Source organism: Pantoea sp. B270 (assembly GCF_018726825.1).
Taxonomy (GTDB): Bacteria; Pseudomonadota; Gammaproteobacteria; order Enterobacterales; family Enterobacteriaceae; genus Pantoea; species Pantoea dispersa.
Genome location: NZ_JAHCSX010000001.1, coordinates 3,174,367 through 3,187,897, shown reverse-complemented (window position 1 = coordinate 3,187,897; position 13,531 = coordinate 3,174,367). Strand labels below are relative to the sequence as shown.

Annotated in this window: 12 protein-coding genes and 1 pseudogene; 4 read left to right on the top strand and 9 right to left on the bottom strand. The window is 58.6% G+C overall.

From position 1 onward, the window contains the following. Positions 1–132: 132 nt before the first annotated feature. On the bottom strand, positions 133–1,836 hold the full coding sequence (locus tag KOL70_RS15115; protein ID WP_021507668.1) for a lysophospholipid acyltransferase family protein: 1,704 nt from the start codon (positions 1,834–1,836) through the stop codon (positions 133–135). Positions 1,837–2,075: 239 nt separating this feature from the next. Between KOL70_RS15115 and KOL70_RS15110 the strand changes: the two genes are divergently transcribed. Beyond that, a complete protein-coding gene (locus KOL70_RS15110; protein WP_230201028.1) occupies positions 2,076–2,732 on the top strand; it encodes a response regulator transcription factor in 657 nt (218 codons plus the stop codon). 44 nt (positions 2,733–2,776) lie between these two features. On the opposite strand, the gene KOL70_RS15105 is transcribed toward KOL70_RS15110, so the two are convergent. From KOL70_RS15105 to lafU, 6 genes are all read right to left on the bottom strand, one after another. Continuing rightward, a complete protein-coding gene (locus tag KOL70_RS15105) occupies positions 2,777–3,481 on the bottom strand; it encodes a proteasome-type protease (protein ID WP_031279727.1) in 705 nt (234 codons plus the stop codon). Positions 3,482–3,498: 17 nt separating this feature from the next. Then, the gene (locus tag KOL70_RS15100) at positions 3,499–4,299 is read right to left on the bottom strand and encodes a transglutaminase family protein (RefSeq protein ID WP_058759558.1); all 801 of its coding nucleotides are present in this window, start codon (positions 4,297–4,299) and stop codon (positions 3,499–3,501) included. Then, positions 4,296–5,225, bottom strand: a complete 930-nt coding sequence (locus KOL70_RS15095; protein ID WP_021507672.1) for an alpha-E domain-containing protein — start codon at positions 5,223–5,225, stop codon at positions 4,296–4,298. The genes KOL70_RS15100 and KOL70_RS15095 overlap by 4 nt, the downstream gene beginning before the upstream one ends. Further along, entirely contained in the window at positions 5,219–6,658 is a 1,440-nt protein-coding gene (locus KOL70_RS15090; protein ID WP_132465900.1) for a circularly permuted type 2 ATP-grasp protein, read from the bottom strand. The genes KOL70_RS15095 and KOL70_RS15090 overlap by 7 nt, the downstream gene beginning before the upstream one ends. Positions 6,659–6,783: 125 nt before the next feature. Continuing rightward, complete coding sequence (locus KOL70_RS15085; RefSeq protein WP_021507674.1) at positions 6,784–7,386, bottom strand: hypothetical protein; 603 nt, start codon at positions 7,384–7,386, stop codon at positions 6,784–6,786. A gap of 257 nt (positions 7,387–7,643) precedes the next feature. Next, complete coding sequence (gene lafU / locus KOL70_RS15080) at positions 7,644–8,558, bottom strand: putative lateral flagellar export/assembly protein LafU (protein WP_088516086.1); 915 nt, start codon at positions 8,556–8,558, stop codon at positions 7,644–7,646. Between lafU and KOL70_RS15075 the strand changes: the two are divergent. After that, positions 8,530–10,245 (top strand): annotated as a pseudogene (locus KOL70_RS15075) (flagellar biosynthesis protein FlhA); the annotation flags it as partial. The gene lafU and the pseudogene KOL70_RS15075 sit on opposite strands and share 29 nt — an antisense overlap. A gap of 102 nt (positions 10,246–10,347) precedes the next feature. Further along, on the top strand, positions 10,348–10,830 hold the full coding sequence (locus KOL70_RS15070) for a YlaC family protein (RefSeq protein ID WP_021507677.1): 483 nt from the start codon (positions 10,348–10,350) through the stop codon (positions 10,828–10,830). A 162-nt stretch (positions 10,831–10,992) separates the two neighbouring features. On the opposite strand, the gene KOL70_RS15065 is transcribed toward KOL70_RS15070, so the two are convergent. Together KOL70_RS15065 and rraB are read right to left on the bottom strand one after the other, a co-directional pair. Further along, a complete protein-coding gene (locus KOL70_RS15065; protein WP_088516037.1) occupies positions 10,993–11,754 on the bottom strand; it encodes a tRNA-(ms[2]io[6]A)-hydroxylase in 762 nt (253 codons plus the stop codon). A gap of 56 nt (positions 11,755–11,810) precedes the next feature. Beyond that, positions 11,811–12,230 carry a ribonuclease E inhibitor RraB gene (gene rraB, locus KOL70_RS15060; RefSeq protein ID WP_010615961.1) on the bottom strand — a complete coding sequence of 140 codons (420 nt, stop codon included), beginning with the start codon at positions 12,228–12,230 and terminating at the stop codon, positions 11,811–11,813. Between the two features lie 162 nt (positions 12,231–12,392). Here rraB and argF point away from each other — a divergent pair, with 162 nt between their 5' ends. Beyond that, the gene (gene argF, locus KOL70_RS15055) at positions 12,393–13,400 is read left to right on the top strand and encodes an ornithine carbamoyltransferase (RefSeq protein ID WP_215480838.1); all 1,008 of its coding nucleotides are present in this window, start codon (positions 12,393–12,395) and stop codon (positions 13,398–13,400) included. Positions 13,401–13,531: the final 131 nt, after the last annotated feature.

The following is a 13,531-nucleotide window of genomic DNA, read 5'->3' as shown; positions in this document are numbered from 1 at the left end:
TGTGGTTATCGGCAGTGGCGAGAAAATGTTCAGTGGGATAGTGGATTTATTGCGCAAAGTTGACAGCACGCCGCGCGGAGATTCTCCGGCGGCGTGCTGTCAGGTGGCATTAACTGACGTCATCTGGCGCGTTCAGGTTAAATGCATGCCGATATAGCGCTCATAACGCGCGGGTTTCACGCGAGACAGATCGACCAGCACCAGACCATCAATGCAGTGATTGAAATCCGGATCGCTGCCGAAATCGATAAACTGCACGCCGCCCGGCTCGCACACTTCCGAATACTGTTTGTACAGCGTCGGAATCGCGGTACCGAGATTAGCCAGCAAATGCTTGAGACGCCGCAAATCGTCGGCATAGTTATCGCCGGTGAACTGCGCCAGCACCTCCGGCAGCGACGCCGGATAAGGGCGGCGCGACTTCGCCAGCGGCAGGTCGGTCGGAAAGTAGAGACGGTAAAACGCCACCAGCAGATCGCGCGCCGCCAGCGGCATGGTGCCGGAGATTGATACCGGGCCAAACAGGTAGCGCGTCTGCGGATAGCGCGCAATGTAAGCGCCAATGCCCATCCATAAATAATCCAGCCCGCGCTTGCCCCAGTAGGCCGGCTGAATGAAGCTGCGTCCCAGCTCCAGCCCCTGCTGAATAATCGGCAGCATGCGCTCGTCATAGTGGAACAGGCTGTCGCTGTAGATGCCCTGCAGCCCGCGCCGCGCCAGCTGCTCGGCGCCCGGAATAAAGCGGTAGGCCCCGACAATCTCCAGCGCCTCGTCATCCCATAAAATCAGGTGATAGTAATCATCGTCATACTTGTCGAGATCGCGCCGCCGGCCACTGCCCTCGCCCACCGCGCGGAAGGCGATTTCGCGCAGCCGGCCCAGTTCACGCAGCAGCGGCACCCAGCTGGCCCCGTTGCGCCGCCACAGGTAAATCTGTTTGCCGTCCGGCAGCGTCCCGAGCCGTTCACTCTCCAGCAACGCTTTTTTCAGCTCAGCGCGATCTTCCGGGCGGGCGATGGCGGCTTCGGTAAGAAACAGACCGCGCCGTCCCTGACCGATGCGGTACAGATGCTTGCGCAGCCGCTTCGCCAGCTCTTTGCCCGGCGTATGGCCATCGTGCCAGTTGGCGAAGGGAATCTGCTCGCCGATATGCAGTTTGATGCGCGTGCCGCGCTGGCGGAACATTTCGCGCACCAGCATCAGCAGCGCCAGCGGTGCCGCCACCTTCGCCGCGGCATAAAACGCCAGGCTGTTACGTCCTACCACGTGCACCGGCACCAGCGGCGCGCGGGCGCGGGCGGCGAGGCGCAGAAAACTGTGGTGCCAGTGGCGATCGCGCACGCCGCGGCTCGACAGGCGCGAGACTTCACCGGCCGGGAAGATAATTAGCGCGCCCTGGTTGTCGAGATGCTGCTGCATGCGCGTCAGCTGCTCGCGGCTGGTGCGGTTGCCCATGTTATCCACCGGCAGCATCAGGTTGTTGATGGGCTCCAGCATCATCAGCATGCGGTTGGCAACGATTTTCACGTCGCGCCGCACCTGCGATACCGCCGCCAGCAGCGCCAGGCCGTCCAGCGCGCCAAGCGGATGGTTGGCGACGATCACCACCGGCCCGTGCGTCGGGATCTGTTCAAGGTCGCGTTCGCTGAGCTCACAGCGCACATCCAGGTGTTCCAGCACCTGCTCCACCATATCCACCCCTTTCAGATGCGGATAGCGCTGGGCAAAGTCCTGAAACTCCTGTTCACGCACCGCCCACTTCAGCAGGCTTTTCTGCCAGTGCGCTGGCTGCTGGCCTGGCCAGTAAGTATTGAGAAGCTGATCAACGGAAAACATGGTGCACCTTTTTATACGCAGCGGTTTATTCCCCCTGACGTTAAAACGGCTTGTTTTCAGATTTATGACCACGGCAGATGCGGACAGGAAAAAGTATCGGCGCGCTTTGTGCTGGCGCATAAAAAAGTCAATTTAACCTTAAATGAGAATTTTCCAGACAGGACTTAAATCTTATTCTTAAGACCCGTGAATTAATCTGGTCACACCTCTGCTAATGAATTTTCATCGGTGTTTATTCCTTGCATTCTTTTTTTGTTTATTTTTGGACTACACATATGATTCATTCGGTATTTATAGTTGATGACCACCCATTAATCTGTGCGGGTATTCAGGCACTGCTGCACGCTTATGACTATTCGGTTGCGGGCATTGCCAACAAAGGCGATTTATTGATTAGCGAATTACATCATGCGCAGCCAGACGTGGTGCTGCTGGACTTGACCATGCCCGGCCGCGCGGGCATTCCGCTGATTGCCGACATTAAACGTATTTTGCCGCAGCAAAAAATCATTGTTTTTACCGCCTCAGAAAGCCTGTTTTATCAACGCTGTTGCCTGCAGTTAGGGGTAGAAGGCTATGTGTGTAAACGCGGCGATTTGGAAACTTTATTGACAGCAATAAAAGAAGTCGAGCGCGGAAAACGTTTTTATCCGGTCACGCACAGTGCGGCGGATGCCGCCGAGCTGATTGAAAGCGAGAAATTGATGAGTTTAACGCGCCGCGAATTGATTGTGCTGGTGAAACTGGCCTCCGGGATGAGTAATAAAGAGATCGCCTCACAATTACAGCTGAGCAGTAAAACCATCAGCACTTATAAAATTAAAATTCTGCGTAAGCTCGGCCTGAAAGGGATTAGCGGAATTAATACGGCGGCGCGCGCCAATGAGCTGGTGTGAGTCAAACCCGGCCCGGTCCGCCAGCGTGACGACCGGGCAGCAGGTCAGAGCTTGAGCGGCGGCAGCTGAGAGAACACGCTCAGCAACCCTTTACTCCACAGCTGGCGGATCTGGGAAAAGTAGGGATGCTGTTCGGTGATGTGGTACTGCTCGCTGTCGCTAAAGCTGTCGCTGTGGTAAACCATCGCGTCGAGCGGCAGGCCGACGGAGATGTTACTCGCCAGCGTCGAATCCATGGAGATCAGCGCACACTGCATCGCCTGGCTGAGCGAGGTCTCATAGCGCAGCACGCGATCAATTATTGGCTTACCGTATTTACTCTCACCAATCTGGAAGTACGGCGTGTCGACGCTGGCTTCGATAAAGTTGCCCTGCGGATAGATCTGGAACAGCCGCGGCTCTTCGCCGCGAATCTGCCCGCCCAGCAGCAGCGTGCCGCCAAACTCCTCGCCGTCGCGCGCAATCACTTCACGCAGCGTGGCGCCCACCAGCAGCGCAATGTCGTACAGCGAACGCCCGTTGAGCAGATTGGGTTGCTCGCTGTCGTTGCAGTTGCGCCGCAGCAGGCTCATCACGCTCTGCGTCGTCGCCAGATTGCCGGCGCTTTGCAGCACCAGCGTGCGCTCATCGTCCACCTGAAACACATGCAGTTTGCGAAACGAGGAGATATGATCCACGCCCGCATTGGTGCGTGAATCCGAGACAAAAATCATCCCGGCCGATAAACGCATTGCCACACAATAAGTCATAGTTACGCCTGTTCCGATTACTGCTGCCCGTGCACCTGTTGCACCGCAGCCACCGCCAGCATATCTTCACCGCCGCCGCCCAGACGAATGCCGCGCACCGGACAGGCATCGAGATAGTCGACGCCCACCGCCAGCCTCAAATGCTGCCGCGTACTGCGCGTGTTATTGGTGATATCAAAGCTGTGCCAACTGCCATCCAGCCAGGCTTCAACCCAGGCGTGGGTAGCAACGTGTTCAACGTTGTCAGTATACAGATAGCCACTGACGTAGCGCGCCGGGATCCCCAGGCTGCGACAGCAGGCGAGAAACACGTGGCTGTGATCCTGGCAAACGCCGCTGCCGGCAGCAAACACTTTCGCCGCGCTGTCGCTTACCTGCGTGCTGCCGGGCTGGTACGGCATTTTCAGCAGCAGCTCGTCCATCAGTTTTTCCAGGCTGGCGAGCGGTTTCTCCGCCTGCCAGTAACGCCGGGCGAAGTCGCGGATTGCCCCGTCCGGCTGGGTCAGCGGCGTGGCGCGCAGAAACACCAGCGGCGACAGCGTCGACTGCGGATCCGGCGCCAGCTCGCTGGCATCCAGAATCTCGACCACGCCGCGCGCGGCAATCTCCAGCAACTGATGCGGCCTGTCCAGCGTCAGCACGTGCAGCACGTTGCCGTAAGCATCCAGCGTGCGCGTCGCCTCACACGGCAGATCGAGCTGCCACGACAGCACCTGCTGGTGCACCGAATTCTGCGGCGTCAGGCGCAGATACTGGGTGCTGAGTTTTACCTGCTGCTCATAGGCGTACCAGGTTTTATGCTCAATGTTCAGTCTCATTTCGCCTCCAGATAGGTGTGATTGATGCTCTCCGCCAGCGCGTTGATGCGGCTGAGAAAATGGTCCAGCCACGGCTGCAGGCCGTCGCGCGTCAGGCTCTCCCAGGTGCTGAAGCGCATCTCCGCCAGCAGGACCGTACTGAGATAGCGCGGGCGATCCTCGCCGCTGCTGCCAATCTGCTCCAGCTGGCTGGCGATCTCTTCAATGCAGGAGTGCAGCGAGCGCGGACTTTCGCTGCGCAGGATCAGCATTTCGTTGACCAGCGGCGGCATCAGTTGCTGCTTAAAGATGGCGTTGTAGGCCTCGCGCGCCGACACCGCGCGCAGCAGGCTGTCGAGGCAGTAATATTCCCGTACCGTGTCGGGATGCTGCTCCAGCAGCTGCTGGTTAACGCTCAGCAGCCGCGCGGTGCCGTCGCTGCGCTCCATCAGCGTGCCAAGCCGGATAAAACGCAGCGCATCGCCGCGCAGCAGCGTGCCGGACATCGCGCCGCGAAACAGATGCGAACGCTCTTTCACCCAGTCGAAGAAGCTGTCGGCACCGGCCGGCGAGATGCCGCGGCGGCGCGTGTTGCGCATCTCAATCCACGTCGAGTTAATGCTCTCCCACACTTCGGATGAGAGGCTGCCGCGCACCGCGTGCGCGTTATTCCACGCCGCCTGCCAGCAGCTGAAAATACTGCTCGGGTTACGCTCATCCAGCGCGAAGAAGTTGAACAGCTGCGGCATGGTGCAGCGCCCGTTGAGGGTTTCAAACAGCTGACGCGTGCCGGTCAGGTTGAGCGGCAACAGCAGTTCGTCGCCCTGGCGATTGCGCACCGGCATCAGCGACAGGCGATGGGTCACATCCAATACCCGGGCAAGTTGTTCTGCGCGCTCCAGATAGCGCGCCATCCAATAAAGGCCACTGGCCGTCCGGCTTAGCATGATGTGTCATCCTCCAGCACCCAGGTGTCCTTGGTGCCGCCGCCCTGCGACGAGTTCACCACCAGCGAGCCTTCGGTCAGCGCCACGCGCGTCAGGCCGCCCGGCACCAGCCGGATATCCGCGCCGTACAGCGCAAAAGGCCGCAGATCGATATGGCGCGGCGCCAGACCGTTGTCGATAAAGGTCGGGCAGGTGGAGAGCGACAGCGTATCCTGCGCGATGTAATTGTCCGGCCGCGCCAGCAGCCGTTCGCGGAACTCACTCAGCTGCTGCTGACTGGCGACCGGACCAATCAACATGCCGTAACCGCCGGCACCGTGCACCTCTTTCACCACCATCTGCGCCAGATTGGCCAGCACGTAGCTCAGATCCTGCGGCTTGCGGCACTGCCAGGTGGGCACATTGTTGAGGATCGGATCTTCATCAAGGTAGTAGCGGATCATCTCCGGCACGTACGGGTAGATCGACTTGTCATCGGCGACGCCGGTGCCGATCGCATTGGCCAGCACCACATTGCCGGATCGGTATACCGACAGTAATCCCGGCACGCCGAGCATGGAGTCCGGCCGGAAGGCGAGCGGATCGAGAAAGGCGTCATCCACGCGGCGATAGATCACATCCACTTTGCACGGCCCGGCGGTGGTACGCATCAGCACCGCGCCGTCTTTGACGAACAGATCGGCGCTCTCCACCAGCTCCACGCCCATCTGCTGGGCGAGAAAGCTGTGTTCGAAGTAGGCGCTGTTGAAACGTCCCGGTGTCAGCACCACCACCACCGGATCGTTAACCGGCGAGCTTTCGCGCAGCGTCTGCAACAGGTGCGACGGGTAACGCTCCACCGGCGCGATATGCTGCGCGGCAAACAGCTCCGGATAGAGGCGCATCATCATTTTGCGGTTTTCCAGCATGTAAGAGACGCCGGATGGCGTGCGCAGATTATCCTCCAGCACGTAATAGTTACCGTCGCTGTTGCGTACCATATCGACACCGGTAATGTGCGCGTAGATCTGGCGATGCAGATCGACATCCTGCATACAGGGCTGATACTGATCGTTAACCAGCACCTGCTCGGCCGGCACGATGCCGGCTTTGAGAATATATTGCTGATGGTAGATATCGTGCAGGAAGGCGTTGAGCGCCTGAACGCGCTGGCGGATGCCGCGTTCCAGCATCGCCCACTCGCTGGCAGGAATGATGCGCGGCACGCTGTCGAACGGAATCAGCCGCTCGGCACCGCCGTCGTCACCGTAGACGTTGAAGGTGATGCCAACGCGATGAAACAGCAGTTCTGCCTCTTCACGTTTACGCGCCACCGCCTCTTTGTCCGCCTGTTGTAACCATTCCCAGTAATGCTGATAGTGAGCGCGGTGCTGACCGTCGCTCTGCAACATCTCATCGTAGAAGGTTGATGCTATCTGGTCGCGTGCTTTCATGATTTACCCGGCGCTTGTCAGAGGACCTGACTTCTCTCCTGCACAAAGTGTGCCAGAGGCCCGCCGCCGCAACGGCACGCGCGCCCCGAAAGCGGAGCCGCGCCGGATAATCGTTGCATTGCACCTTACTGGTGCATCAGCTGCTGCGCCACTGGCAGCCAGATTTCGGTCATTGCTCCTTCGCCGCCGGTAAACGGATCGCGATCCGGCAGCGGCACACGCTGGATCTGCTCTTTCGACGCGCGCAGCCGGGAGGGTTCGTCGCGCACGGTTTCCGGTGACATTCCTTCAGGATAGGCGCCAACGGTGAAAAAGTCGTCGGAGGCAAACACCTGTTTATGGCCCACGCCGGCCGGGATCAGCACCGCATCCCCCTCACGCAGCGTCACCATGCGGCCGCTGTCGCCGCCAAACAGCACTTCCGCCCAGCCCGCGCCGACGCCCAGTACCTCATGGGTATTGGGATGATAGTGGGTGTAAGGAAAAATCGGCGCGCGCCACGCCGCAGGCCAGCCGCTGGCGCTAAAGGTTTTTTCAAACCAGGCCGCGCTGTCCTCCTCCTCTTCCGGTACCACGCACGGCCAGATGATCAGCGGCAGCGGATTATTGGGTACACCGCCGGACGGCAGCGATAACATTAAATGCTGCGGGTTACCTGACGATCCCGCGGAAAAGGTACCGGCGGCGAAAGACATCAGTAACAGCAGACTGGAAGATTGGGCAGACATACTCTTTCTCCGGATAGCCACGTTGCCTAATTGTGGCAAAGCCACCGGGCATTGCAATGTGCGCACACCGGCAAAATTCACATAAAAGAATGATTTAGCTTACTAAAGCCAAATTACTTATTAACATATTTAACATTTCGTGGCATGCCGTGGCGCGCCTCGTTTACCCGGCGTCTGCCGCAGCAAAAAACAGGCAAAAAAAACCGGTGGATTTCGCCACCGGTAGAATCAACAGTTGATTCAAAGGCACTGACAGGTTATCGCAGGCGGTCAGCGATGGGTTTCACCACGTTCTCCCCTTCGCGACCATAAAACTGAAACAGCGTCTCGGCTGCCGCCTCGGTGAGCACCATGATTTCAATGCGGCGGTTACGTGCGCTGAGCGGATCGGCTTTGTCGAGCGGCATACGGGACGACATGGCATTCACCTGCAGCACGCGCGTGCTTTCCAGCCCGCCGCGCTCCAGCGCGCGCCGCGCCGCCAGCGCACGGTCACCGGAGAGATTCCAGTTGTTGTACGCCGCGTTGCCGCTGTACTGTGCGGCGTCGGTGTGGCCGCTGATCATGATTTTGTTGTCGATGCGGTTAAACACCGGACCAAGTTCGGTCAGCAGGCGCTGATAAAACGGCGTCAGCACCGCGCTGCCGCGCGGAAACATCATGCGATCCTGGTCATCCTGAATCAGGATACGCAGCCCCTGCGGCAGGGTTTCCAGCGTCAGCAGGTTCTGGGCGTGATAGCTGTTGATGATGCTCTGGATCTGCTGACGCAGCTGCGCCAGCTCGGCGTCAGAGCGCGACAGCACGCTGTCCAGATCTTCCTTAGGCTGATTGGCGTTGTTGTCGCTGTTTTCCGCGCTGGTGTCACTGACGGTGGCGCCCTCGGTCGGCGGCGCAATCGCCAGCGTTTCACCAATGATGGCGGAGCCGCGTCCGGTTTCGACATCGAACGGATTAAAGCCGGAACCGTTAAACACCGAGGTGCCGTTGAGCTGCGCGACAATCTCCTTACGCTCGTCTTCGGTGACGGCGCCCATGATCCACAGCACCATAAACAGCGCCATCATCGCCAGCGTGAAGTCGGCAAAGGCCACCTTCCATGCGCCGCCGTGAGCCCCGTGATGCGCTTTCCTGCTGCCGCGTTTAATGATCAACTTTGTGGTGGTGACCAAAGGGGCTGAGCGTATTTCTGAAGTGTCGGCGCGCTTTACCCTCGACGCGCTGCCGGGCAAACAGATGGCGATCGACGCCGATCTTAACGCCGGGCTGATCAATCAGGAACAGGCGCGCGTGCGGCGTCAGGATGTGGCCAACGAAGCGGACTTCTACGGCGCGATGGACGGTGCCTCCAAGTTTGTGCGCGGTGACGCCGTCGCCGGCATCATGATCCTGCTGATCAACGTACTGGGCGGCATCCTGATCGGCGTATTCAAACACGGTTTACCGGCCGGCCAGGCGTTCGAACAGTATGTGCTGCTGACCATCGGTGACGGTCTGGTGGCGCAGATCCCGTCGCTGTTGCTGTCGACGGCGGCGGCGATCATCGTGACGCGTATCAGCGACGGCGCTGACATGGGCGAGGAAGTGAAGTCGCAGCTGCTGGCGAAACCGGCCACGCTGTATACCGCTGCGGGCGTGATGTTTGTGCTGGCGATTGTGCCGGGCATGCCGCACATGGTGTTCCTCGTCTTCACCGCCCTGCTGCTGTTCGCCGCGTGGCGCCAGAGCCGCGTGGTGCAGAAGCCGACGCAAAGCCATGTCGACATGGAGGCGATCAATCAGGCGCTGGCGCAGCCGGAGGAACAGCCGACCATCAGCTGGGACAATATTCCGCTGGTCGAGCCCATCGGCCTTAACCTGGGCTACAAGCTGGTCACGCTGGTGGACAAAGGCAAAGGCGCGCCGCTGACCCAGCGTATGCGCGGTGTGCGTCAGGTGGTGTCAGAAACCAGCGGCGTGCTGCTGCCGGAGATCGCCCTGCGTGAGGATTTCCACTTAAAACCGTCGCAGTACGCAATTAAAATCAACGGCGTCCGCACTGCCGTGGGCGAAGTCCACGCCGACCGCCTGATGGCGCTGCCGACGCCGGATCAGTACGGTGAGATCGACGGCCTGCTGGATACCGATCCCGCGTACGGTATGGCGGTGACCTGGATCCTGCCGGAGCAGAAAGCCAAAGCGCTGAATCTGGGTTATCAGGTAGTCGACTGCGCCAGCGTGGTGGCCACGCACGTCAACAAAGTGGTGCGCGAAAACCTGCCGGAGCTGTTTAATTACGATGATATTACTCAGCTGCATCAGCGGCTGGCGAGCGTGGCGCCGAAGCTGTCAGAGGATCTCAACGCCGCAGTGAACTACAGTCTGCAGCTCAAGGTGTATCGTCTGCTGCTCAACGATCAGGTATCGCTCAAGGACATCACCACCATTGCCACCACGCTGCTGGAGAGCGTGGCGATCACTAAAGATCCGATCCTGCTGACCTCCGATGTGCGCTACGCGCTGCGCCGCGCCATGGTGGCGGCGATTGCGCCGGACAACAAACCGTTGTCGGCCTATACGCTGGATAACAGCCTGGAAAACCTGCTGCTGGCTGCGCTCAATCAGGCGCAGCAGGGCGGCAAAGTGGCGCTGGACAGTTTCCCGGTCGATCCCAACATTCTCACCCAGCTGCAGAGCACGCTGCCGGTGATGATGGAGCAGCTGAAAGCGCAGAACCTGACGCAGGTGCTGCTGGTGACGCCGCAGCTGCGGCCGCTGATTGCGCGCTACGCCCGGCTGTTCGCCAGCGGGCTGAATGTGCTGTCGTATAACGAGGTGCCGGACGATGCCAATCTGCAGATTGTCGGGCAGGTAAGCTGATGCGTTACGGAAAACTGTTATAAAAAAACACCGCTGATCTGTCTCTGCCGCCCTTCACTGTTATGTGGTTTACTGGCAGGCAGTGATATTCAGAGGTGAATAATGGACGCGATTAAACAAATTCTGATCGATGAAATCGACACGCTCAACCGCGAAGAGCGGCGCGATAATCTGCCGCGTTTTAGCTTTAACTTCCTGAAAACCCATCCGGGGCTGTGGGGCGTGATGTACCTGTGCTACGGCCTGTGCGTGGCGCTGATTTTCTCGACCGAGATGCTCGGCTGGCCGGCCTTCTGGTTCGCCACGGTGTTCGTGCTGGTGATGAGTTTTCTGATGCTGCTCGACATCAACCCGAAATACCGCTTCGAGGACATCGATACGCTGGATCTGCGCGTGTGCTACAACGGCGAGTGGTATTACGTGCAGCCGGTCTCACAGCAGGCGCTGGACAAGATCCTGGAGAATCCGGGCACGCCCGAGCGCGTGCGCAGCGGCATCGATCGCCTGATGCAGCAGAAAGGAGAAGTGGATTTTTATGATGTCTACTACCTGACCTGGGGCCATCAGCGCGCCGCGAAGATCTGATCGGGCAAATTCATTCCTGCTTCCATGGTATTTATAAGTCTTTAATGACTCACTGCTTAATTACTACCCCCAGCGTCTTTATACAGAGGGTATGCGAAGCTAAAGAGGGTAGTAAGACAACGCCTGAAGGCTGGGTCAGGAAGTTTCGCCGCGCGCACCAAATCAAAACGCTGGCACGCCGCTGTGAAAGCGCAGCTCAGCGTCCGGTTCGCTGATCAAGCGCGCTTCTGCTGCCCCAATCGCCCGCACGCGCGGCGCGATATCCTTCGGTGAAATCTGTGCCGCCAGCGTCAGGTAATCCTGATAGTGGCGCGCTTCGGAACGCAGCAGTGAGATGTAAAACTTCTCCAGCTGCGCATCCAGGTACGGCGCCAGGCTGGCGAAGCGCTCGCAGGAACGCGCTTCGATATACGCCCCGCAAATCAGTTTATCCACCAGCGTATCCGGTTCATGGGTGGTCACTTCACGCAGCAGCCCTTTGGCGTAGCGGCTGGCGGTGATCTTGCGATAGGGCAAACCGCGCGCCTGCATGATTTCCCACACCTGATAAAAGTGGTGCAGCTCTTCTTTGATCAGCAGCACCATCTTTTCCACCATCTCATCAGCCCACGGCAGTTCATTGCGCACAATGATGCTTTTGCTGAGATTCTTGTGGGCATTGATGAAATCGCTGTCGTGATTCTCGCCGAAAATAAAATCTTCGTACGGCTGCAGCCACGCCAGAATCGCGTCACCACTGGGTTTATCCGCGACGTATTTGCGGATCAGCCACACTGCGGTCTGCGCCGCTTTCAACTCGCATACCATGTGATCGGTAAGCAGCAGCGTAAGATTTTCCGGCTTGCGCGCTTCATCAATCCACGCCTGCGGCGTGCGGCACTGTAAAAACTGGTGAATGGGGTCTAATAGCGAAGCGTAATTCATCGGAGATTCTTTGCTGGCAGGAAAATTACCGGGCGGCATGTGCCGCCCGTCAGGGCTTAGTGACGTACACCGTCATCGTCTTCGTCGTCGATCTCTTCGCCGTCGTCTTCATCTTCGGCATCCGGATCTTCAAAGTAAGTGCCCCAGCCGTCGTAATCGACGTTGTATTTCCCGACCAGATTCACCAGCTGCTCGACCTGCGCGTCAATCAGCTCCGGCTTCAGCGCCGATTCGCTCAGGATGTCGACGCACATCACGGTGCTGCCGTCTTCCAGCTCCAGCTCTTCCGGCTCGGTGACTTCATAGCCCAGCTTGAACGCGTCAACCGCGGCCTTTTCCAGCGAGTCGAAGTTGTTGCAGGAGAGATGATGCTCGATGGTGTAAAGCGCATCCGGATCGCTGCCGTCTTCCAGCAACTCTTCAATGATCAGGCGCGTCTCTTCGCGCTGTTCTTCCAGCAATGCTTCGTATGCCATGGGCGTGTCCTCAAAATGGTGGCAGTGAATGCAATTATTTTCCCACACTGCCTCGCGCGCCACTACACAAAACAGAAAGTTTCTTATCGCTGGGGTTGAAAATGCATATTCATACGGTTAGATTGAATTTTAATTCATTATTGATGTAATGCGGAGCGCAGTATGAGTCAGCTGTATTCGAGACATTTCCTGAGATTGCTGGATTTCACCCCAGCCGAAATCACCGGTTTGTTATCACTCGCCAGTGAATTAAAACAGGCAAAGAAAAACGCCAGCGAAACCCAGTACCTGAAAGGCAAAAACATCGCGCTCATCTTCGAAAAAGACTCGACCCGTACCCGATGCTCTTTCGAAGTTGCCGCCTACGATCAGGGCGCTAACGTCACCTATCTCGGTCCGAGTGGCAGCCAGATCGGCCATAAAGAGTCGATGAAAGATACCGCGCGCGTACTGGGACGCATGTATGACGGCATCCAGTATCGCGGCTACGGCCAGGCGCTGGTAGAGACGCTGGCCGAACATGCCGGCGTGCCGGTGTGGAATGGCCTGACCACCGAGTTCCATCCGACGCAGTTGCTGGCTGACCTGCTAACCATGCAGGAGCATCTGCCGGGCAAAGCGCTGAACGAGATGACGCTGGTGTACGTCGGCGATGCGCGCAACAACATGGGCAACAGTATGCTGGAAGCGGCGGCGCTGGTGGGGCTGGATCTGCGGCTGGTGGCACCGAAAGGCTGCTGGCCAGAAGAGGAGCTGGTGGCGCAGTGCCGCGCGGCAGCGCAGCACACCGGCGGCAAAATCACCCTGACAGAAGAGATTGCCGAAGGCATGCAGGGTGCTGATTTTATCTATACCGACGTCTGGGTATCGATGGGCGAAGCGAAATCGGTGTGGGAAGAACGTATCGCCCTGCTGCGTCCCTATCAGGTGAACAGCGCGATGCTGGCGCTGACCGGCAATCCGCAAGTGAAATTCCTGCACTGCCTGCCCGCGTTTCATGATGACCAAACCACGCTCGGACGGCAGATGGCCGAACAGTATGGTCTGCACGACGGCATGGAAGTCAGCAACGAGGTGTTTGAATCCGACCATAGCGTGGTGTTTGACCAGGCGGAAAACCGCATGCACACCATTAAAGCGGTGATGGTGGCGACGCTGAGTCAGCGCTAAGCCTGCACGGCGCAAACGTTTACCTCGCGCGTGATTTCTGCTTGATGCGGCTCAGTGAATGCGTATAATGCGCCACAATTTGCCGGAGGAAACATGCAACAGCGCAGCGCACAATTTGCCGCTCCCGTACG